This is a genomic window from Phaeodactylibacter luteus (assembly GCF_007993045.1).
GTDB lineage: Bacteria > Bacteroidota > Bacteroidia > Chitinophagales > Saprospiraceae > Phaeodactylibacter > Phaeodactylibacter luteus.
In genome coordinates this window covers 12706-33227 of the sequence record NZ_VOOR01000033.1, presented here as the reverse complement: position 1 = coordinate 33227, position 20522 = coordinate 12706, and the positions used below count along the sequence as shown (strand labels likewise).

Here is a 20522-nt window from a genome sequence, read left to right as displayed (position 1 = left end):
CCATCACAGATGAATAAGACGATCCACTATGCGGGCATTGTACTTTTTACATTGCTGGCCGTGTATACCGGGTATGATATGGCTCGGCTTGGCGGGCTTGGCCAGTTATGGGGGTACCGGCCGTTATGGTGCCTGTTGTCCTTTTGGGCGGCCACGGTGCTGGCGGTCAAGGTTTTCCGGCCCGGGAGCTGGGACAAGCTGGGGCTGGCCACGGCTGGCGGTGTTTTGCTCGCTGTCGGTTTTCCGGACATCCTCCCCCTTCCTTGGCTGCTGATGGTTGGGTTTGTGCCGCTGCTCATCATAGAGGACTGGATAAGCCGCGAAAAAGGGGGGCGTAGCTTGGGGGCGGTGTTCCGGTACAGCTACCACGCTTTTGTCCTATGGAACATTATAGCCACTTATTGGGTCGCCAATACCGCATTCGTGGCGGGCATCTTTGCGATATGGGTCAATGCCCTGCTCATGACTGTGCCGGTGCTCTTGTTCCATACAACGCGCTGGGCCATGCCCAAGCTGCGCTACGCAGCCCTGATCTGCTATTGGCTGGCGTTCGAGTATGTCCACCTCAACTGGGAGCTGACCTGGCCCTGGCTGACGCTGGGCAATGGCTTCGCAGAGTACCCTTCACTGGTGCAGTGGTATGAGTATACCGGCGTGTTTGGCGGGAGCCTGTGGGTTTTGCTGTCTAATGTACTGTTCTTCAAGGTGTGGCAGGCTGCCCGTGCTAAGGGCTGGAAAGCGGCGGGCTGGCTCCGCCCGGCCCTGTGGGTAGTTTTGCCTATGTCGATTTCCTTGGCGCTATATCTCCGTTTTGAGCCCAATGGGGAAGAACGCGAGGTGGCCGTGGTGCAGCCCAATTTTGAGCCGCACTATGTGAAGTTCAAAATGCCGGAGAAAGAGCAGATAGAGCGGTTCTTGGCTTTGTCCGAGCCGGTAATAAGCGAGCAGACAGATTATCTGGTCTTTCCCGAAACCAGCTTTGGATTGGTCAACACGGCGGCTATTCTCAGCTATCCTGCTGTTAAGGCTTTATCCCCTTTGCTGGAAAAGTACCCGGAGCTCAATTTAGTCACTGGGATTGACGGCTACCACGAATTCAGGGAAGGGGAGCCGCTGACCCGTGCGGCAAGGATGGTGGTCAGGCGGGGCGGAGATACCCTTAGGTACGAGGTGCTCAATGCGGCCATACAGCTCAATGCAGGGCAGCAGGAGGTACCGGTTTACCGCAAATCAAAGCTGGTGCCGGGCCCGGAGATTTTCCCGTTCAAGGAGCTGTTATTCTTTTTAGAGCCTTTGGTAGACCGGCTAGAGGGCACCACAGCTGGCGTAGGCACCCAAGCGGAGCGCAGCGTATTGGAAAGCCCTGCAGGGCGGGTAGCGCCGGTCATTTGCTACGAATCCATTTTTGGGGAGTATGTAACCGGGTATGTCCGAAAGGGCGCCCAAGCGGTCTTCATCATGACCAACGATGGCTGGTGGGACAATACGGCAGGCCATCGTCAGCACCTGTATATGGCTTCCCTGCGGGCAATAGAGACGCGGCGGTCGGTGGCGCGCTCTGCCAATACGGGGGTGTCTGCTTTCATCAATCAGCGGGGGGATATCCTTCAGCCCACACGATATGGGGAGGCCACAGCCATCCGGCAGAGGATATATTTCAGTGACCGGGTTACTTTTTATGTAGTTTGGGGCGACCTGATCGCACGGATCGCTTTGTTTGGCTCGGCCCTGTTGCTATTGAACACGCTGGTGCGGAGTTTGATACCGAAGGAGGGGCGGGCTTGATATCAGCTACAATAACGCAGCCCGGCCTCCTCCGGCAAACCTCGCTAAGGTTTTTCCTTAATATGCCCGAGGGGAGTATCGATTGTCGTTTTTTGCCTGCCCAGCCTCCTTAGCTGGAGGGGGCCTGCCCCTGCCGCAAGGCTAGGGCAGGCCCGATGGCAGGTGCCGCTATGCTCCGGGGCTCGCTATCCGCTCGGCCCTATCGGGCTTGCCACCCCTCCGCAGCGCTAGGCCGATGCCAGGCTAAAGCCCCAAAAGAAACATAGACGCCTGTGGCATTTTGGCTTACGCCCCCTGCCTGTCTTGTTATGGGCTAAGCACTCCTCCTAGTGCCCGCCCGCTCCGGTAGGGGCAGGTATCTGAATGAGCTCAAGGGTAATCCCCCTTTCTTTTGCGTTGGTCTGGAAGTCGTAGATGAGCTCTAAGGCATCGGGGTCGATCTCTGTGCTCCTAGAGCCATCGATGGTGACAAAAGCGCCATCCGGCAGGTGGTCGAGCGTGGTCTGCAAGCTTGCTTTATTGATAAAAGACACGTGCTCGCTGAGCAGTATTTTGATCCGCTTGCCAGGCTGAGCTTCGTCTTCTTCTTCCCCGTGGTAGTGGTAGGGGGTTTGGTAATTGGCCCGGAGGATAAAGAAAATACCTACCGCCATGCCGATGAGGATACCGGTCAGCAAGTCGGTCAGGAGTATGGCCGCAATGGTTACGATGAAGGGGAGGAATTGATTGTACCCCACTCGGAACTGTTGCCGGTAAAGGCTGGGTTTGGAGAGCTTGTACCCTACAATGAGCAGTACAGCAGCCAGTGATGCCAGCGGGATATAGCCCATCAGCCCGGGGATCAGCATTACGGAAGTGAGGAGCAGTACGCCGTGGTAGACCGCAGACATTTTAGTTTTTGCCCCTGAGGCGAGGTTGGCAGACGAGCGGACGATGACCCCGGTCATCGGCAGCCCTCCGATCAAGCCGGCTAACATATTGCCGACTCCCTGTGCACGCAGTTCCCGGTTTTTGGGCGTATGCCGCTTTAGGGGGTCGAGCTTGTCTACCGCCTCAATGCTGAGCAGGGTTTCCAAGCTGGCTACGATAGCGATGACTACGGCCGTTTTCCACACCAGAGGGTTGGCCAACCCAGACCAGTCTGGAAAGGATAAGGCGGTCTTGATGGCCTCCATATCATGTAGCACAGGCAGGTTGACCAGCATTTCTGAGTTGGGGGCCCATTCTGGTTTGATGCTCCTGAAGAGGAGGTGCAGCCCTACACCCGCAAGGACGGCCAAAAGCGCCCCGGGCAATATCCCTAAAGCCTTTTGCTGCTTGATGACAGGCTGTTCCCATAAGATCAGGATGCCCAAGGAGAGGAAGCCGATGATGGCCGCCCCGGGCTGAATGTGCTGAAGGGCATAGAAGAAATGGGTGAAAGTATTGCCTCCTTCACCATCGGCGAAGGCCATCTCTCCGAAAGCTTCCATGTCTACGCCCAAGAAGTGGGGGAGCTGTTTCAAAATCAGGATGAGGCCAATGGCCGCTAGCATGCCTTTGATGACGGAAGAGGGGAAGTAAAGCCCGATAATGCCGGCTTTGGCGAAACCGAGCAGGAGCTGCAATGCCCCGCCAAGGACTACTGCAGCGAGAAAGAGCTCGAAGCTGCCCAGTTCTGCGATAGCGCTAAACACAATAACGGTGAGGCCTGCCGCTGGGCCGCTCACGCTAGTGTGCGAACCGCTAAGTGCGCCAACGACGATCCCCCCAATGATCCCGGAGATGAGCCCTGAGAAGAGCGGGGCTCCGGAAGCCAGCGCAATGCCAAGGCATAGGGGGAGGGCCACGAGGAATACAACAAGGGAAGCGGGGAGGTCTTTCGAGTAGTGCTTCACGTACTCAGCATAGCTTTCTTTCATAGCGAGGGTATGGTTTGTGCTTTTGTGCAGCTACGGCAGCCTTTGTAGCTGTGCATGCCGTGGTTGCGGTAAGGTGAACAATAAACGACCAAACCTGCCCCCTCCACAGCAGTACTGCGTTGCGGGGCAGGATTCTCATTGGTCACTACATTTTATAGCCAGTTTGCCCTTTTGGGGCCTGATTGTTTACAGTTTTATGCAGGTAGGAAACCATTGTGCTAGCGCCATCAGGTGTGTTAAGGAGCTGAAGCGCTGAGAAGTGTTGTGCTTTGAGCAGGCAGTTTCGCTATTGCCATGCAAAGATGCAATAATCTCGGGTGCTGTGCATTAGGCAGGCATTAGAAGTACATTAAAAAGAGATTAGAGCAGGCCTTGCCCATTGGGCAGGCGGACTATGGCTAGCGCTCCTTTATTGCCTTCAGAGGCGAGCACAACTTCCCCGCCATGTAGCGCAATGATTTTTTGCGCAAGCGGCAGCCCTACGCCGTATCCTGGTATAGCTTGGGCCCCCTGCCCTCTGACAAAAGGGGTGAATACCGCTTCCCGCTCATGGGGCGGGATCCCGGGGCCACGGTCTTGGATCAGAACTTCCAACAAGCCCGGCTTTACCGATAAGCGGACCGTAACTGTGCTGTTGGAGTACTTGAGCCCATTTTCGGCCAGGTTGAACAAGGCAATCTGCAACAAGTTGGCATCCCCGCTGACTTCAAGGCTTTCTGGGGCAGAGGGGAAGGTGCCGGTATCGATCTGAAGGGGGCGGCCGGGGTAGTCGAGCAAGAGCTCTTCCTGTATTTTGAACAGCAGTTCATCCACGCGTACAGGGTTTGAGGGGAGGCTATTGATCTCCGTCCCCACTTCGGCCAGGTGCAACAGCCTTAGGATAAGCCGGTTGAGCCGTTCGGATTCTTCAGAGATATGCGATAAAGATTCTATGACTGCTGGAGGAAGGGCGCGGGCCTGCTGCCGGGCCAGCTCAATTTCCCCTAGGATGGTCGTAAGCGGGGTTTTGAGCTGATGGGAGGCGTGGGTGATGAAGTTGCGCTGCACCTCCACGGAAGCCTCAAGGCGCCCCAGCATTTTGTTGAAGGCTTCCACAATACTCCCGAGCTCGTCATCTGGGTGCGCACCGGGCAGGGGGTCTAGGCGGACATGCAGGTTGGCGGTATTGACGAGCCTCATTTTTTCTGTCATGGCTGTGAGGGGGGAAAGGACTTGCCTGGCATACCAACGGGCTATAAAAAAGATGCCCACCAAGTATACGCCGGCCAGCCCAGCTAGTATGTTCCCGAGCTCCCGCACTTCTTGTTGCCCTTGGCGGTTGATGGCTGTGACGACTACGAAGTGGGGCCCGGCCATGTCCCGGTATAGAATACCGACCCCTACGGTGTCCTGGCTTTGTGCCTTGAAGTACTCTTGCTGCTTTGAGAGGGGCCCCTCTAGCTGTTGGGCAAGGAAGGAAGGCAGGTAGGCGAGCATGCTGTCCTTTTGCTCGAGATCGAAGATGTACTCCTGCTCGTTGGGCAAGGTGCGCAGGTGTTTTTGATAAATGCTTTCTATAGCAACCTCGCTCAGCTTTTCGCGGTCGAAATAGAGCTGCGCGGCAATCAGGCAGCGTTCGTGCAGGCGCGTAGTGAACTCGTGCTGTATGTAATTGCGGTAGAGCACAAAGAGGAGCAAGCCCATCAGGAAGAGGATGCTGCTAGTCAGTAGCGCAAAATTAAGGGCAATGCGGTCTCTTAGTTTCATATAAGGCTTGGGCGGTTGAGGAGGCAGGTTTGTGTTTTCCGGGCGCTTGCCTATTGAGCAGCTGGCCCGAGGTAGTACCCTGCGCCAATTTTGGTATGTATGACCCTAGGCTGCCCACCGGATTCCAGTTTCCGCCTCAGGTAATTGATGTACACATCCACTACGTTGGTCCCTGTATCGAAGCTGATGCCCCATGCGGCATCTAAGAGCTCTTCGCGGGTCAGTACCCGTTCGGGGTTTTGCATAAAGCATTTCAAGAGTTCAAATTCACGTGCCGTAAGTGGTATGTTCTCCTGTCCCCGCCTGACCTGCATGCGGTTGAGGTCCAATTCAAGGTTGACGGCCCTGATTTGGGCAGCGCTCACCGGGCTATATTGGCTGTTGCGCCGGTATAGGGCCCTGACCCGGGCGGCAAGCTCATCAATTTTAAAGGGTTTGGCCAGGAAATCATCTGCGCCAGCGTCTAAGCCTTTGACGACATGTTCGGTGTGGCCTAGAGCGGAAAGCATAAGGATAGGGGTAGAAAGCTTGAGCTCCTGGCGGATTTGCCGGCATACTTCCCAGCCATTGACTTTAGGCAGGATGATATCGAGTATGATCAAATCGAAGGGCGCCACGCGGAGCAGGTCTAGCCCTACTTCACCATCAAATGCAGCCTGCGAGTGGATGTGGTGCTGCGCCAGCCCTTTGCTGATGACGCTGCTGATGTTTTTTTCATCCTCGATGATTAATACTTTCATAGGCGGCTTGCATGCAGTGATGAAAAGGAGAACGCCTGGAAGGGCAGCTGGGTTGAGCCGTATGGCCGGGCTGTTGTGCGCTTATTGGCCTTGCCGGGCAAAAAAAATAGTGCATGGCCAGACCGGCCATGCACTATCCCCCTGAAGAGCTGTTGTATCCAAAAGGCCTAGCGCATTTTCGGCCGCCTGCGCTTGCCGCCTGGCCGCATGCCGCCCATGCGGGAAGCCTGTTGTGCTGCGCCCCTGTTTTGGAACGCCTTTTCAAACTGCTTGAACTGTTCTTTGATATTGGGTTCGGTTATTTTGCACTGCTTGGCCACACGGAAGTGGTGTTCGGCTTGCTTCCAGCGCCCCTTAGAGGCAGCGATATTAGCCAGCTGCAGCTGTAGCATTGCTTTCTCGTTATCTGTAGGCACATCAACCTCTTCCGCTTTCTTAAGCCAGCGCTCTCCAGCTTCCATGTCCTTTTGGGCCAGGGCAACAGAGCCTTTGATCATATAGAAGTAAGCTCGGTTGGTCGCATAGAGCCATTCGGGCTTGAGCGTGAGGTTTAGGCGTTGGTCTGCACCTTCAAAATCAGCGGCCTGCATCAGCAGGGCTGCTGACTGCACCGTGCCCAAGAGGAGGTAAGTGGCCAGCATGGCCAGGCCCAGCAGCACAAACCAAATGCCGTACCATACGCCAAGTGTTGCCCAAAGCGCGGTGCCGCCGATCAGGCCTACGGCGATCAGTGCAAATTTCAGATAGATATTTATCGTAAACATAGTCTTGAACTTGTTGGCTAAAGATTCTGAATTGGGGGGCAAAGGTAGCAAAAAAAGCGTTCCAGCTGACGGGAATTTAATTTTGCCGGCTTGCGAGCGCCTGTTCCAATTCGCTCATTTTTTCTTTGATCATGAGGTCGTTCACTGCAAAGGATCTCGCTTTTTCAAGCCACTCCGCTGCGCTCCCCCAGTTTTGCTTAACGTAGCTGATGTGTGCAAGGTTCAAAGCTGCCAGTGCACCATCATTAGGGTGTTCCAGCCCGGTGTTTATCGCCTCTTCCAGCCCTGTCGCAGCACCGTCCAACTGTTTGGCTTGCAGGGCGAGCATCCCTTTAGTGAAATAGAAATACGCGCGGTTTCGCTTCAGGAGCATCCCAGGCGCCCAGACTTGCTTCAGAATGCGGCTTGCCTGCTGCAGCTGCCCGCGCTTCAGGGCACTGTATGCAGACCACACATTGCCCATCAGCAGTTGTGTCATTGCCAGCAGGCCTGCACCCGCGTAAAGGTACCAAGCCTGCGACAGCCCTAGCCGGGCATGTAGGAGCGCTCCAAGGACAAAACAAAGGCCCATGACGCTGTATTTCAGCCAGATGATTGTCATCGTTTTTTTTGCAAAGGTAGTCAAGCCCTAAGGATTTTCAAGCGGGTCGCCGGCGCCTTCTTTTTTTCCTAAAATGAGCCGTATTTTCCAGTAATGGGAATGTATGTATTGTTTTTGTATGTGTAAAATTCAGCAAAACAAGTTGATGAATTTTGGCATGGACTTGGATGACGAGATATTGAACGAAGCGGTTGAAGCGCTTCCTTAGTATGAAAAAAGCCTGGTTTCCAGGATTAAGAATAGGTAAATAGGTTAAGCTAAGTAGACGGAGGGCAGCCAACAGGTTGCCTTCTTTTTTTTGCGCCGTCGGGGTTGTACTTTTGCGATTTACCTATCCCGATATCCCATGGACCGATTCGTTTATCTTCTGCTCTGTTTCATCCCTGCCTTTCTGCCTGCACAATCCCCTGAAGCCATTTGGGGCAAGCGGCTGTCTGTTTCCAACCCTATTTTTTCTTTTGGCAAGAACCTGGCTATTGTAGACATGGACTACGACGCCGATGGCTTTCTGTACGCCGTGGGCTTCAACCGGGCCACTTTATTGGACGGGGGCTCGCCCGTACACGGGCCTTACAGTGGGGCTCAGACCGGCTTTGTCCTAAAAATGGATACTGACGGGGAAATCCTCTGGCACCGCAGGCTCACGATGGGCGTCATGAAAGCCCTTGACGTGGAAGGAGGCGCCCTATACGTAGCGGGCGATGTCGCTTCTGCAGAATATGGGCCTCTACAGCTAGAGGCAGACGGTACGGGCACCGTCACCACCATTTTTGCCAATGGTTATTATGATGGTTTTGTCGCCCGGTACAGTTTGGCTGGGGAGCTCTCTTGGGCTCGCACTTTTGGCGGAGCTGATGATGACGACGTCTTTGAGAAAGGCGACAGGATAGAGGATTTAGCTGTTTCTTCTTCTGGGCAGGTCTACATTACGGGGAGCTACTTCAAGCAGTTCCGGGTAGCGGGCGAGCTGGTTTTTGAAGAAACATCAGACCGTGGCAAGACCTTTTTCCTGGCAGCCCTCGATGGGGCAGGCGCCCTCGTTTGGGCACGTGATATCAAGTCGCCACTTCCTACCGATGGCGGCAATGCCGAGGGGCTGCATCTTGCTGCAACAGCCCAAGGAGCAGCAGTCGCCATAGCTTACAGCCCAGGCGGGCTGCTGATCAATGGCGAGATCTTGCTGAACGACAACGGTGGCGGCGACCGCGGCGCTCTGCTTGCACATTATAGTACAGCAGGCAGCTTGCTTTGGCACCGGAACTTGGAGCCCGAACTGGGCCTTATGGTGCCGCTGGGCTTGGGCACTGCTTCGGATGGGCAAATTGTGGTGGCTTTCGCCCACGAGCGGCAGGTGCTCATTGACGAGGCGGAAGAGCTGGAGTACCTTCAACAAGAGGACGGCCTCCTGAAAACCGGGCTGGCTGCATTCAATGGCAGCGGTCAGCTGCTTTGGGCAAAATCTATATTTGCCTCTGACGCGAGCATCAGCGTACACCCGGACGGGGATATTTTTTTAGGGGCAGCGGCATTCCGCACTGGTGTCCAATTGGGCAATGGCATAGCGCTGGATTTTCCTGGCGACGGGGCGGTGAGCCTTTGGGCCCGGTTCAGTAAGGGAGGGGAAGCGCTATGGGCCCACCGCCCCGGCCTTTTGGCAGCAGCGCCTTTCAGCACCAATCATTTTGTGCTGGCCAGCCTGGACAAGCAGCTTTACGCAGCTGCCAATTTCAATACTACCTTGGATTTTGGGGGCAATATCATTCTTGACAATGGGTACGAGTCGCCCGATTTTGACGCGTTTTACGTAGTCCGCATCGATGACAGCAACCTCAATGCCCTGCCTCTGGCCACCGTTCAGCCGCTCAGCGTTTACCCGAACCCCGCTCGCGGGGCGGTATGGGCAGACCTTCCAGAGGGCATGGCACTCCGGTTGTACAGGCTTGATGGCCAGTTAGTTTGGGCAGGGCAGGCCCTTGCAGGGCATCAGCGCCTGGAGTTTGGCCCACAGGTTCCGGGGCTGTATTTCCTTAAAGGTCAGGGCCAGTCAGGGGCCTATCTGCAACCGCTGTCGCTGGTGCGGTAACTGGGCTTCTTTCGAGAAAAAGCGGTGGTATGTCGAAGCCTTTCGGCAGTTCCGTTCGTTCTCTTTACCTATGCACTGCTAAGAGAGCGTGTTGGGGTTTGGGCCTTCTAGTCGAAAACTAGTGCCTCAAGCCATAAATCCTTGACCCCCCAAGTTTCGTTCTTTTCTGCCTACTCTTCGTTAAAGAACCGCTCCTTTAGCTCGGGCTAAAGTCGCGAACCTTCGCCTTGATTAGCCGGAAAATAACTTCAACTTAAGTAGCAGAGATTTATGACTTAAGGCACTAGCAATTTTTTGATTAGCCGAGGCCCGAAAACCGGAGTTTAGCCAAGTCCCCCTTTTGATGCACAAAAGCGGGAAGGATTTTCGGGGCGAAGTATAAGCGAAAAAGTGTCCCGCTGTCTAGCGGGACAGACCGATTGCTAAAGCCCCAGCACGCTCTAAAATAAAAGTACAACCTATTACCGGCTGGCGGCAGCTGCAAACCATATATACCGCACTGGCATGCCCTATACAAACGAAGAACAGGTACTGGAAGCCCTGCAGGCAGGGGACCGTCCGGCTTTGAGGCACATCTTCGATGCGCATTACGAAATGGTATGCCAGGCCATCATGCGCTTGGTGCAAGACCGGAGCACTTCAGAAGACCTCGCTCAGGAGGTCTTTATCCGTTTTTGGGAAAAGCGCGCTCAAATCCAAATCAAGACTTCCCTTTCAGCCTATCTGAGGCGCATGGCCATCAATGAAGGGCTGATGTATTTACGGCGGCAAAAGCGTTGGGGGACCGATGAGCTGGAAGCGGGCAGGGAAGCGGGCGCTGAAGTTAGCGGAGAGGATGTTTTGTTGCAGGACGAGCTTGGGCAGCGTGTCCGCCTGGCCATACAGCAGCTCCCTCCAAGGTGTAGGGCTGTATTTCAGCTCAGCCGTTATGAAGAGCTGACATATAAGGAGATAGCGGATCAGCTTGGGATTTCTGTGAAGACTGTGGAGCATCAGATGGGCAAGGCGCTCCGGGTTTTAAAAGAGCGCTTGCGCGCTTATTTGCATTTCTTTTTTTAGCCATTTGGGCGCCCCCTGTAGGCGGTGCGAAAAAAAATGCTGAAGTCCATAGGGGGGCATTAGGTTAGCATGCATCTACAGACTGGAAACAGGGAAAATATGAATTTGGACAACTACCATGACCTTATCGGGCGCTACCTGGCTGACGAGATTAGCGCGGAGGAGCGTGTTGTGCTGAGGAAGTGGGTGGAAGCCCAGCCGTCGAATCAGGCTTTTTTTGAGGAAGCCCGGCAGTTGTGGCAGATCACTGCTGCTTACGAGGATGAGCCCTTTTCGGAGGGCCGGCAGGCTGCTTGGGCTAAGCTGCAGTCGCGCATAGACAGTGGCTCTCCTGGCGGCCGGATTGTCCCAATGCAAGGGCGCCGCAACTGGCTGCGCTACGCTGCTGCAGTGCTGGCGCTTATTGCCGGCACTTGGCTGGTGGTTTCCGAATGGGGGCAGCCGGCTGCATACGCAGAATTTGCTACAGGGCCGGGCGAGCGCTCAGCGCACCTTTTGCCTGACGGGTCAGTCATCACGTTGAATGAAAATTCCCGCTTGCAGTACCCGGAGCGTTTTCAGGAACGGGCTATTATCCTAGAGGGCGAAGCTTACTTTGATGTAGCCCGGGACGAGCGCCGGCCTTTTGTCATCCAAGCTAAGGGGGCTACCACAACGGTGCTGGGCACCTCTTTCAATATACGGGCTTACCCAGAGGAAGAAACCGTAACGGTAGCGGTCGCTTCAGGCCGTGTTGTCGTAGCTGGGGAGCAGACGGCTGGTGCACCGGTAACGCTTACCGCTGGCGAATCTGCTATTTACGAGCTGCCAACTCAGCGCTTGGGCCGCAGTGAGGTGTCGAACCCCTTGGCCTGGAAAAGCCGGTCCCTAGCATTCGAGCAGGTGAAAATGGAGACGGTGGCCCAGGTTCTTGGGCGCTATTATGGCGTGTCTGTTCGCTTGGCGGATGAATCCCTGGCCAGCTGCCGGTTTGTAGGGGCCTTTGAAGACCCCACCCTGGAAGAAGTGCTGGACGCCATCGCTTTCACGATGGGCGTGACTGTAGAGCAGGATAAAGATTCCATCACCCTGAGCGGTTTGGGGTGCGAATAGGTTGAACCTTGGTTAATTCAGATCATCATGATTAAGAAAAGTTGCTTGTTGTTGGCCCATCTTATAGCGGTTTCGCTGACTGTTGAGGCGGGCACTGCCGGGGGGCCTGAGCCGCTCCGCACGGTATTGCGGTCTTTGGAGCAAGCGCATCAGGTCCACTTTTCTTATAGCCCGGATCTCATTCCGCTGGAGCGGGAAGTCCAGCCTCCTGCGGTTGGAGAGAGCTTGGAGGCTGCTATGGACGAGCTTTGCCGGCAGCTGCCGTTGCGGTATATGATTTCGGGCAAGCAGGTATGGCTGCGCCCCGGTGCAGGCGAGCTGGGCCAATTGGCGCCCAAGGTGCCTCAGCCTCGGCAAAAAAGCCCCATTTATCCTTTGAGCCCGGCCGAGGAAGCAGAGCGTCAGCGTTTAGCAAGCATAATGAAGCCTATCGGCAAAACAGCCCCCCGCCCGCTTAACCGCCCTGGAGGGGAGGCTTATCAGGAAATAGACTTTGAAATTTATCTGCCGCCACCTCCGGCTTCACCTGCAAACGGGGAGCAGGTCTATAAGGGGGACAGGCGGCTGGCGCAGGTGTCGATCTTGCCCAACTTGGGGACCAACATGGAGCGCAGTGGCGAAATCACGAACCACCTTTCGGTAAATGTGCTCTGGGGGACCAACGGAGGGGTAGACGGGCTTGAAGTTGGGGGCTTGTACAATGAGGTCATCAATGACGTCAACGGCCTTCAGGTTGCAGGCTTAGGAAGCAAAGTCAATGGCAGGGTATCTGGTACTCAGGTCGCAGGTTTGTTCAACGTTGGCTACGGGAATGTACAGGGTGTACAGGCAGCGGGCTTGTTCAATCAGGCAGGGCAAGCAGATGCTGTTCAGGCAGCAGGCTTGTTCAACCACAGTGCCGGGGCGTTCACCGGGGTGCAGGTAGCCGGGGCTTTCAACATCATCGAAGGTCAGGGCGCAGGGGTTCAAGTGGCTGGGCTGTTCAATAGGGCAGACCAACAGATACAGTCTCAGGTTGCAGGCCTTTTCAATACAGCAGGCAATGTGGCTGGAGGGCAGGCCGCCCCTTTGTTCAACAAAGCAGATACGGTTGCCGGGTTTCAGGTCGGCCTGATCAACATCAGTGATACGATAACGGGCGTGCCTGTAGGGCTCATCAACATCGTCCGTCATGGCTACAACCGGGTTGATTTTTCTACAGGCGAAGCCCTGCATGCCAATTTAGCGCTGAAGCTGGGCGCGCGCAAGTTTTACAATATTTTCCAAGCTGGGCTCCGCTTGTCTGACTGCCCCTGGCAGCTTGGCTCCGGCCAATACAGCTGGGCACTAGGGTATGGGCTGGGCAGTATCAAGGACTACGGCCCGCATTTCCAGGTCAATTACGAACTGGTGGCTATGCAGGTAAGCGAAGGCGCGTCAGGCTGGGGCAACCGCTTGAATATGCTCAATCAATTCCGGGCGCTTGGCGGCTTCCACGGCGCGGGCCGCCGCACGGTGGTCTATGCAGGCCCTGTGCTCAATGTAACAGTTGCCGGGCAGCGGGGAGGGGATGCTGCTGATGAAGGGCTCAGGGCCCCGTACTCGGTATGGTCCCGCACTGGAGACAGGGTTGCCCTCAATGCTTGGGTCGGGTTTCAGGCAGGCCTCGCTTTTTAAGGGGCACAACATCATATTTTTCACTAACCGCTTAGGCTGATGCACTGCAACAGCTCTAGGGGACGATTGTAATTCTCAAACCAAACGGCAGGCGGAAGCCACAGGTGTACCCCTTGCCAGACAAATGATGACTATGAAAAAGTTGATTTTTGGATTGATGGGGCTCTTCTTGGCCCTGGCTGTACAGGCACAGCATGAAACCTTGTTTAGCAATGCCCGCTTATCTGGCGCATTTGGAGGGCCAATCGTGGAAATGGGCATTGGAGATGCCCGGGATATGACCACTGCCGTTGGCGGAGGCGGAGGCTTAGTGTTCCGCAATTTTTTCTTGGGCGCTTATGGTGTGGGCAGCATAGATTACGACCGGCTCATTGAAGAGGAGGACATCGAAGAAATCGAGCTCGGGCACGGAGGGATTTGGCTGGGCTACACCTTGGCCCCGCACCGGGTGCTCCACTTATACACTAGTGCCCGTCTAGGCTGGGGCGGTATCGGCATTGATGTTACAGACAACTCCCCCTTCCCCGATGACACTGACAATGTGTTTGTTGTGACGCCTGAGGTTGGGGTAGAGCTCAATGTCACTAAATGGTTCCGCGTGGCAGGCACCGTCGGCTACCGCTTTATAGACGGAGTGGAAACAGGCCGGGGCTACCGGGCAGATGACTTCAGCGGCACTTTGGCAAATCTGACCTTCCGCTTCGGCTGGTTTGGCTGGCACAGGGGATAACGGGGTGGATAAGCATTCCAAATAGGCGCTTAGATTTTGACACCAAAAAACTTAAAGTATTATGAGCAAATGGCTATTTGGCGCACTGGCGCTGGCCCTGTTGAGCACAGGGTGTGTTTTTGATTTTGACGACGACGACAGCTTCTCTATCGGCTGCATCAATGCCAACGGCAGCTATGTGAGCCGGAGCCTCAGCCTGCCGCCTTTTTCTGGCATCAGCCAAGAAACTTCTGTGGAAGTCTTTATCCGGCAGGGCGAAGAGCAGGAGGTCATCGTAGAAGGCAAAGAAGATGCGATTGATCAGTTGGAGCTCGACGTTGACAATGGCGTATGGGATATTGAGTTTGACCGCTGTGTGCGCGACTTGGGCACGATGCAGATTTACATTACCCTGCCCGAGCTCCGTTCTATCCGTAGCTCCGGTTCTGGCGATATAGTCGGGGAGAACACTTTCGAAACGGGCGACCTTGATATTCATCAGAGCGGCAGCGGCGATGTACGGCTGACTGCGCTCATGGATGACCTGGACGTGCGCATCAGCGGCAGCGGCGATCTGCTGATAGAAGGTGTGGCGGATGAGGCTTACTACCGATTGAGCGGCAGCGGTGATGTCCGCGCTTACGGGCTGGAGTGTCGTACTGCAGAGGTTAATATCAGTGGCAGCGGCGGCACAGAGGTACGCGTGGAAGAGTGGCTGCGCGTGCGCATCAGTGGCAGCGGTGACGTCCGCTATATGGGCAACCCGGAGCTGGATGTCGATATCACCGGGAGTGGCGACCTCATCGATGAGAACTGAGGCTAGCCCTGCTGTTGCGGGCCCATAGGCTGCTTTGCCAATAAAAAATGCTGTCAGTGCAAAGCACTGGCAGCATTTTTTATGAGATGCAGGAGGGTGGCAGCCCCTTATGTATTCCGTTTACCCTTTTCGCGCAGCTACGAAGTAGCGGGTGCTGGGGCAGCTATCGGCCTCTTCAGGGATAAGCTCGAGGCTGTGGGCGTCATAGAGGGCTACCTCCCCGCCGAATGCTTTTTCAAAATATGCCCGCACGCGGTTCAGTGGCGGCAGGAAGCGCTTGTGCCGGCCGGCATAGTTGAGCTCCATTTTCCCGTCGCGGAAGGCAATATTCAAGATTTCACTCTCCTGGTACATCCTGCCCTCGTCCTCAATCAGCCGGGGCGTGCGCAGGGAGATGATGTTGCGGTCTGCAGAGTACATGGTATTGGGGTACCACCGGATGTGGTCAGGGGTAATGAAATCGCCGAAGAACAAGCCGCCAACGGGCAGGAGGCCAGCGGTTTTTTCAATCGCTTCCTGCATCCGCCCGCTAGGCAGATAGTGGAATACATTGAGCCCTGTGAAAGCGATGTCCCAAGATTTCCCATTCTGGTCAAAGGCCAGTATATCCCCTTGTTCGGCCCGGATGCGCTTTCGGGCTACCTCAACCATAGCCTCGGAAATGTCCATGCCGAGCATCTGTTCGTAGGAAGCCCCCAGGTTGTCGATCATGAATTTTTCCACTAAGCCGGTGCCTGCGCCTATGGAAAGGATGCGCTTGTCAGAGAGGTCTGGTGCATACTCCTTTTTGAAAAACTGCAGCCCTTTGGCGATGAACTGCTCCATGCTGGGCTGGCAGATCAGGGCATCGTACATCTCAGCGTACTGATGGAACTGATCGGGCCCCTGCGCTTCCCCTTTGATCTCGCGCTGCAGAACAGCAGCTGCTTTTAGCTCCTGATTGAGTATGCGCCAGTACACTGAGTTTTGCTGATGGCCTTTTTCGTCCACATTGGCCTTGAGGCAACCTAACAGCCTTTTTTGCCCGGCATCTGAAAAGAGCCTTTCGAGGAGGGGCTTCAGTTTTTCTGCCGCGCCGTCAATGCCAGCTTCTACCATACGCTGCAATCTGCGGGTCAGCTCCACTTGGTACCTGAGCCGGGTAGGGAAATCAGGCTCAGGCCCTGCTTCTGTCCATTTGACCTCCTCTTCGGGGAGGGCGAAAAAGACGCCGCCGTCCACTCGCTGAATGAGGTTGTTCTCCAGGTCATAGACTCTGGCATCGCCGGTTACGCTCTCGATGTCTTTGGGCTGGCCATATACATGTAGGGTCATGAACGGCTCGTTGGCCGGGTTGCCCATCTGGTGCACAAGGGTGTGGCTTACGCCAACTACATCGCCGGGGGCGAACTGAAAACGTGCAAGCGTAGTGATCCGGCCTTCGTCTATGCGGAAGGTGGCATGCTCTGCAGGCCCAAAAACCTGTACGGCCCCCCACTCTGTGTGGCCGTGGTCGTGTATGCCGGAGAAATCGCCTGGCAGCCAGGACATGGCCATGATCTCGAAGTGGTCGCCTTGGTAAATGAGTTTGCGCCCGTAGCTGTCCTGCAGCGGGTGCCCAAAATCTGCCCAAGGGCGGATATCTTCTTCTGAGACTTTAGCGTCGAGCACAATCCGCCGCATCTCGGCGGGCTTCAGCTCGCGGGAGCCGGACAATTGGCGTGCGATATGCTGCAAGGATGTTGGAAGGTCTTCGATGCGCTGAGCAGGCTGTGCTGCTTTGGATATGGTATGGTTCATGTATAAACAGTTGATGAAGTTCAGTTGGCATTGAAATTGGGCGCCGTTTTCTTATTTGGCAAATACACTTCAAATATCGTAAAACCAGAATAAAGTATTGGTGACCGCGATCACGGTAAGGCGCGGGCAACCTTTTTTGTGCCCGTTTGTATCCCTATCTAATGAGTAGGAAATAGGGGGGGCTTGGTTTTTTTTAGAATGTGACGGCCGTCACTGAATAGAGGGCGAGCCTGCCGCATCTTTGCATTGTGATCGAACCGAAAATAACCTTTACGCTATGGAAAAAAAGAAAATGTCCTTCAATGATCTGATAAACGGCGATAAGCCGGTACTGATTGACTTCTCAGCAGAGTGGTGCGGCCCTTGCAAAGCGATGGCCCCGATCCTGAAAGAGGTAGCCGGCAAGGTCGGCGAGAAAGCATCTATTGTAAAGATAGACGTAGACCGCAACCGGGCTTTGGCTTCAAAAATGCAGATACAGGGGGTGCCCACTTTTGTCCTGTTCAAGAACGGGGAAGTGATGTGGCGTCAGTCGGGCATGCAGTCCGCTCATCAGCTTACGCATGTCATCAATGAATTTGCGGCCAACTAAAGAACAAGAAGCAGGCCGGGCAGTAGGCCCGGCCACAGTGGTAAAAGTAAAAAATCGAACAGAACAATGGAATTAGCAACTATTTCACCATCCTTTATTGACTTCATCAGTCAGCCTTGGCACTGGGCGGTTTCCGGTGCGGCGATTGCCTTAGTACTGGCAGTGATGACGTGGATGGGCAGGAGCTTCGGCGTGTCTACGACTTTCAAGGCGTTTTGCAGCGCTGCCGGCGCACACCGGGTATCTGATTTTTTCAAAATGAACGTCAAGGACGAGCTGTGGCGCATTGCTTTTGCTGTGGGCGGCATGATTGGCGGTTACATCGCTATGAATTTCCTACAGAGCCCTGAGCCTGTGGCCATCAGTGCCTCCACTGTGGAGTACCTGAGCAGCATAGGCATCAGCTACCCGGAAGCAGACGCACGGGGGATTGGCTTTGTCCCTACAGAACTGTTGAACTACAGCAGCCTTAAAGGCATACTCATGGCCGTGGGCGGTGGGTTCTTGGTTGGGTTCGGCGCCCGCTACGGCGATGGCTGTACTTCCGGCCACGCCATCTCAGGGCTGGCCCATTTTCAGCTGCCTTCCCTCATTACCGTGATCGGTTTCTTCATTGGCGGCCTGCTGATGACGCACTTCCTGTTCCCGGTTATAGCAGGGCTGTAGATCCAAATTGACCATTGCTCGCTGAGCATTTGAATCCAAAAGCAAAAACGACTATGAAAAACCTTTCATTCCTTATAGTAGGTGTATTCTTTGGCATTGTGATGGCCAAGTCGGAAGCCGTATCCTGGTTCCGCATACACGAAATGTTCCGCTTTGAAAGCTTCCACATGTATGGCATTATCGGCACGGCAGTGGTGCTGGGCGCCCTTTCTATGTGGCTGATGAAAAAGACGAAAATGAAGACCCTCCGGGGCACGCATGTGGGCTATAACCCCATGAACCTGAACATCAAGCGGCACCTGATTGCCGGCACCATCTTTGGGCTTGGCTGGGCAATGGTGGGCTGCTGCCCCGGGCCAATGTACGTCCTGCTCGGTGGCGGGTATTCCATTATGCTGCTGATATTGGGAGGCGCAACCCTTGGCACCTTTACGTATGGTGTGGTCATGCGCTACCTGCCTCACTAAGCGCTCTGAAGAGCGTAAACCAAATGCCGGAGGTGCTCAGGTTTTATCGGCTTTGCCCTGGCATCGGCCTAGCGCTGCGCAGGGGTGTCAAGCCCGATAGGGCCGAGCGGATAGCGAGCCCCGGAGCATAGCGGCACCTGCCCGCAGGCAGGGGCAGGCCCCCTCAAAAAAAACGGCCATCTGGTTTGCGCCTGTTCTGAACCTGCGCTAAGATCAAGCCGGCTTTTACAGCCGAAAGAATATTTTCAGTTGGGTGATTTATTGGGTAGGAGCGGAGCTTAGTCTCCGCTCTTTTTATTTCTGCCGCCCCCATTTCTTATTCTCGCCGGTAAACGCGATTTTGGACAATGAAACTGTAAAACCTATTTGCCATCATGATTCAGCCCCGTTTTTCCTTCCTGCTTTTCTTGAGCTTCCTGCTCGTATTTAGCAGCTGCGCCACCACCCGTCAGGCTCCTTCTGTAGAGCCGGTCACGCTGACCATCCTCCACCTGAACGACGTGTACGAGATTTCCCCCCTCGAAGGCGGGCAAGCCGGCGGGCTGGCACGGGTGGCTACGCTCAAGCAACAGCTCCTCAGGGAGGACCCCAATACCATTGCCCTCCTTTCCGGCGATTTTCTGAGCCCCTCCCTCATTGGCAACCTCAAAAAGGAAGACGGGGAGCGCATCGCCGGGCAGCAGATGGTCGAAACCCTCAATGCCATGGGGCTGGACTACGCCACTTTTGGCAACCACGAGTTTGATCTGAAGACAGCGGATTTGCTGCAAAAGCGCATTTTGCAGAGCAACTTTGAATATACGGTCTGCAATGCCTTCCGCGCCGATAGCAGCCGGGTACGGCCCTTTGTGCAAAATGATGCGGGCGAGCTCGTCCCGCCTTTCCTTATCCGTACATTCCGAAATGCTCAGGGGCAGGAGGTGAAAGTCGGCATATTGGGGGTTGTCCTTCCCTTTAATCAGGCTGATTATGTTCATTATGAGCCTGTTGTAGTATCCTTCCGGGAGACGGTCGAAGAGCTGCGCCCCAAAGTGGATGTCATTGTAGCGATGACCCACCTGAATGAAGCGGACGATCTGGCCCTGGCAGAGGAAGTGCCCGGCGTAGCCCTCTTTATGGGCGGGCACGACCACCACCACATGAGCCACTACGTGGGGGAGACCGTCATTGCCAAAGCTGATGCCAACGCCAAGACGGCTTATGTCCACCGCATTACTTGGTACCCTTCTTCTGGCGTGAGCAAGGTGAACAGCACCCTTGTACCGATCAACCCTGCACTGCCTGATGACCCCTCCACTGCTGCTGTAGTGGAAAAGTGGCAGGAAAATGTGGGCCGGATCATGGGAGATCAGGGCTATTCCCCGGGGGAGATACTGATGGACGCTGATCCCCCTTTGGAGTGTCAGGAAGTGGTGGTGCGCCGCCGGCAGACCAATTATGGCAACTTGGTGCTCCGGGCTTTTGAGGCAGCTGCCCCCGGAGCCGATGTATACCTCATCAATAGCGGTTCAATGCGGTTGGATGACAACATCTCAGGTGCCGTAACGCAGTACGATGTCTTACGGACTTTGCCCTTTGGCGGAGGCCTTGTCCGTATGGCGCTGCCGGGAGAGGTGCTGAAGAAGGTTTTAGATATTGGCGAAGGGGAAAATAGGGGCGAAGGGGGGTACCTGCAGCGCTACCGGGCAGAGAAAGAGGGGGAGGGCTGGCTGATCAATGGGCAGCCGCTGAAAGCCGGGCAGCGCTATGCTGTGGTCTTGCCTGCCTTTGTCGCAGCTGGCAACGAAGCCAACCTGGAGTTCCTCAAAGACTACAAGCAGGAGCAGCTTGGCCCGCTTGTCGTAGATGGGGCGAGCGTGAGAAACGATGTAAGAGACTTGACTATTGCTTATATGCGCTTTCTTGGGAAATAGGCTGGCGCCCGCCGGGCAGCGTTTTATTTTGCCAAGAATGAGTTTGGAAGAATTTATTCATTTATTATGTGACGTAGTGTGTTGATTTTTAGTGGTTTGTGTTTTGGTGCTGCCGATGTGTATTCCGTGGCGCTCGCTATTTGGCGCTATAT

17 protein-coding genes are annotated in these 20522 nt (G+C 55.1%); 11 read left to right on the top strand and 6 right to left on the bottom strand.

The genetic code is table 11. The annotated features are described in order from the left end of the window. Positions 1–9: 9 nt before the first annotated feature. A complete protein-coding gene (gene lnt / locus FRY97_RS15005; protein ID WP_147168373.1) occupies positions 10–1785 on the top strand; it encodes an apolipoprotein N-acyltransferase in 1776 nt (591 codons plus the stop codon). 326 nt (positions 1786–2111) lie between these two features. Here the strand turns inward: lnt and FRY97_RS15000 are convergent, their stop codons facing one another. The 5 genes from FRY97_RS15000 to FRY97_RS14980 form a co-directional block, all read right to left on the bottom strand. Further along, complete coding sequence (locus tag FRY97_RS15000; protein ID WP_147168372.1) at positions 2112–3686, bottom strand: SulP family inorganic anion transporter; 1575 nt, start codon at positions 3684–3686, stop codon at positions 2112–2114. A 360-nt stretch (positions 3687–4046) separates the two neighbouring features. Beyond that, positions 4047–5432, bottom strand: coding sequence for a HAMP domain-containing sensor histidine kinase (locus FRY97_RS14995; protein ID WP_147168371.1), 1386 nt, complete (start codon positions 5430–5432; stop codon positions 4047–4049). A 50-nt stretch (positions 5433–5482) separates the two neighbouring features. Continuing rightward, the gene (locus tag FRY97_RS14990; RefSeq protein ID WP_147168370.1) at positions 5483–6172 is read right to left on the bottom strand and encodes a response regulator transcription factor; all 690 of its coding nucleotides are present in this window, start codon (positions 6170–6172) and stop codon (positions 5483–5485) included. A gap of 167 nt (positions 6173–6339) precedes the next feature. Further along, on the bottom strand, positions 6340–6936 hold the full coding sequence (locus FRY97_RS14985) for a tetratricopeptide repeat protein (RefSeq protein ID WP_147168369.1): 597 nt from the start codon (positions 6934–6936) through the stop codon (positions 6340–6342). A gap of 76 nt (positions 6937–7012) precedes the next feature. Continuing rightward, entirely contained in the window at positions 7013–7537 is a 525-nt protein-coding gene (locus FRY97_RS14980; protein ID WP_147168368.1) for a tetratricopeptide repeat protein, read from the bottom strand. Between the two features lie 346 nt (positions 7538–7883). Here FRY97_RS14980 and FRY97_RS14975 point away from each other — a divergent pair, with 346 nt between their 5' ends. The 6 genes from FRY97_RS14975 to FRY97_RS14950 all read left to right on the top strand — a co-directional run bounded on the left by FRY97_RS14975 (position 7884) and on the right by FRY97_RS14950 (position 14953). Then, positions 7884–9620 carry a hypothetical protein gene (locus FRY97_RS14975; protein WP_147168367.1) on the top strand — a complete coding sequence of 579 codons (1737 nt, stop codon included), beginning with the start codon at positions 7884–7886 and terminating at the stop codon, positions 9618–9620. Between the two features lie 504 nt (positions 9621–10124). Continuing rightward, entirely contained in the window at positions 10125–10679 is a 555-nt protein-coding gene (locus tag FRY97_RS14970; protein WP_147168366.1) for an RNA polymerase sigma factor, read from the top strand. Between the two features lie 99 nt (positions 10680–10778). Next, positions 10779–11771: a FecR domain-containing protein gene (locus tag FRY97_RS14965; protein ID WP_170254671.1), complete on the top strand. Its 993-nt coding sequence runs from the start codon at positions 10779–10781 to the stop codon at positions 11769–11771. A gap of 27 nt (positions 11772–11798) precedes the next feature. Further along, positions 11799–13427, top strand: a complete 1629-nt coding sequence (locus FRY97_RS14960) for a hypothetical protein (RefSeq protein WP_147168364.1) — start codon at positions 11799–11801, stop codon at positions 13425–13427. Positions 13428–13560: 133 nt separating this feature from the next. Beyond that, positions 13561–14157 (top strand): hypothetical protein, encoded by a 597-nt coding sequence (locus FRY97_RS14955; RefSeq protein ID WP_147168363.1) that lies wholly within the window; start codon positions 13561–13563, stop codon positions 14155–14157. 61 nt (positions 14158–14218) lie between these two features. After that, a complete protein-coding gene (locus FRY97_RS14950) occupies positions 14219–14953 on the top strand; it encodes a head GIN domain-containing protein (protein WP_147168362.1) in 735 nt (244 codons plus the stop codon). Between the two features lie 120 nt (positions 14954–15073). Here the strand turns inward: FRY97_RS14950 and FRY97_RS22405 are convergent, their stop codons facing one another. Continuing rightward, positions 15074–16732: a methyltransferase domain-containing protein gene (locus tag FRY97_RS22405; RefSeq protein ID WP_170254670.1), complete on the bottom strand. Its 1659-nt coding sequence runs from the start codon at positions 16730–16732 to the stop codon at positions 15074–15076. A gap of 277 nt (positions 16733–17009) precedes the next feature. Here FRY97_RS22405 and trxA point away from each other — a divergent pair, with 277 nt between their 5' ends. The 4 genes from trxA (at position 17010) to FRY97_RS14925 (ending at position 20370) form a co-directional block, all read left to right on the top strand. After that, positions 17010–17324 carry a thioredoxin gene (gene trxA / locus FRY97_RS14940; RefSeq protein ID WP_147168361.1) on the top strand — a complete coding sequence of 105 codons (315 nt, stop codon included), beginning with the start codon at positions 17010–17012 and terminating at the stop codon, positions 17322–17324. A gap of 66 nt (positions 17325–17390) precedes the next feature. After that, positions 17391–17990, top strand: a complete 600-nt coding sequence (locus FRY97_RS14935) for a YeeE/YedE family protein (RefSeq protein ID WP_147168360.1) — start codon at positions 17391–17393, stop codon at positions 17988–17990. A gap of 53 nt (positions 17991–18043) precedes the next feature. Continuing rightward, a complete protein-coding gene (locus FRY97_RS14930; RefSeq protein ID WP_147168359.1) occupies positions 18044–18457 on the top strand; it encodes a DUF6691 family protein in 414 nt (137 codons plus the stop codon). A gap of 374 nt (positions 18458–18831) precedes the next feature. Further along, on the top strand, positions 18832–20370 hold the full coding sequence (locus FRY97_RS14925; protein WP_147168358.1) for a bifunctional metallophosphatase/5'-nucleotidase: 1539 nt from the start codon (positions 18832–18834) through the stop codon (positions 20368–20370). Positions 20371–20522: the final 152 nt, after the last annotated feature.

Bases quoted from the DNA above. Each gene is read 5' to 3' on its own strand.
- FRY97_RS14990 (WP_147168370.1), bottom strand. From the start codon at position 6,172: ATGAAAGTATTAATCATCGAGGATGAAAAAAACATCAGCAGCGTCATC.
- FRY97_RS14955 (WP_147168363.1), top strand. From the start codon at position 13,561: ATGAAAAAGTTGATTTTTGGATTGATGGGGCTCTTCTTGGCCCTGGCT.
- trxA (WP_147168361.1), top strand. From the start codon at position 17,010: ATGGAAAAAAAGAAAATGTCCTTCAATGATCTGATAAACGGCGATAAG.
- FRY97_RS14950 (WP_147168362.1), top strand. From the start codon at position 14,219: ATGAGCAAATGGCTATTTGGCGCACTGGCGCTGGCCCTGTTGAGCACA.
- FRY97_RS14970 (WP_147168366.1), top strand. From the start codon at position 10,125: ATGCCCTATACAAACGAAGAACAGGTACTGGAAGCCCTGCAGGCAGGG.
- lnt (WP_147168373.1), top strand. From the start codon at position 10: ATGAATAAGACGATCCACTATGCGGGCATTGTACTTTTTACATTGCTG.
- FRY97_RS14965 (WP_170254671.1), top strand. From the start codon at position 10,779: ATGAATTTGGACAACTACCATGACCTTATCGGGCGCTACCTGGCTGAC.
- FRY97_RS14985 (WP_147168369.1), bottom strand. From the start codon at position 6,936: ATGTTTACGATAAATATCTATCTGAAATTTGCACTGATCGCCGTAGGC.
- FRY97_RS14930 (WP_147168359.1), top strand. From the start codon at position 18,044: ATGAAAAACCTTTCATTCCTTATAGTAGGTGTATTCTTTGGCATTGTG.
- FRY97_RS14925 (WP_147168358.1), top strand. From the start codon at position 18,832: ATGATTCAGCCCCGTTTTTCCTTCCTGCTTTTCTTGAGCTTCCTGCTC.
- FRY97_RS14975 (WP_147168367.1), top strand. From the start codon at position 7,884: ATGGACCGATTCGTTTATCTTCTGCTCTGTTTCATCCCTGCCTTTCTG.
- FRY97_RS14960 (WP_147168364.1), top strand. From the start codon at position 11,799: ATGATTAAGAAAAGTTGCTTGTTGTTGGCCCATCTTATAGCGGTTTCG.
- FRY97_RS15000 (WP_147168372.1), bottom strand. From the start codon at position 3,686: ATGAAAGAAAGCTATGCTGAGTACGTGAAGCACTACTCGAAAGACCTC.
- FRY97_RS14980 (WP_147168368.1), bottom strand. From the start codon at position 7,537: ATGACAATCATCTGGCTGAAATACAGCGTCATGGGCCTTTGTTTTGTC.
- FRY97_RS14935 (WP_147168360.1), top strand. From the start codon at position 17,391: ATGGAATTAGCAACTATTTCACCATCCTTTATTGACTTCATCAGTCAG.
- FRY97_RS14995 (WP_147168371.1), bottom strand. From the start codon at position 5,432: ATGAAACTAAGAGACCGCATTGCCCTTAATTTTGCGCTACTGACTAGC.
- FRY97_RS22405 (WP_170254670.1), bottom strand. From the start codon at position 16,732: ATGAACCATACCATATCCAAAGCAGCACAGCCTGCTCAGCGCATCGAA.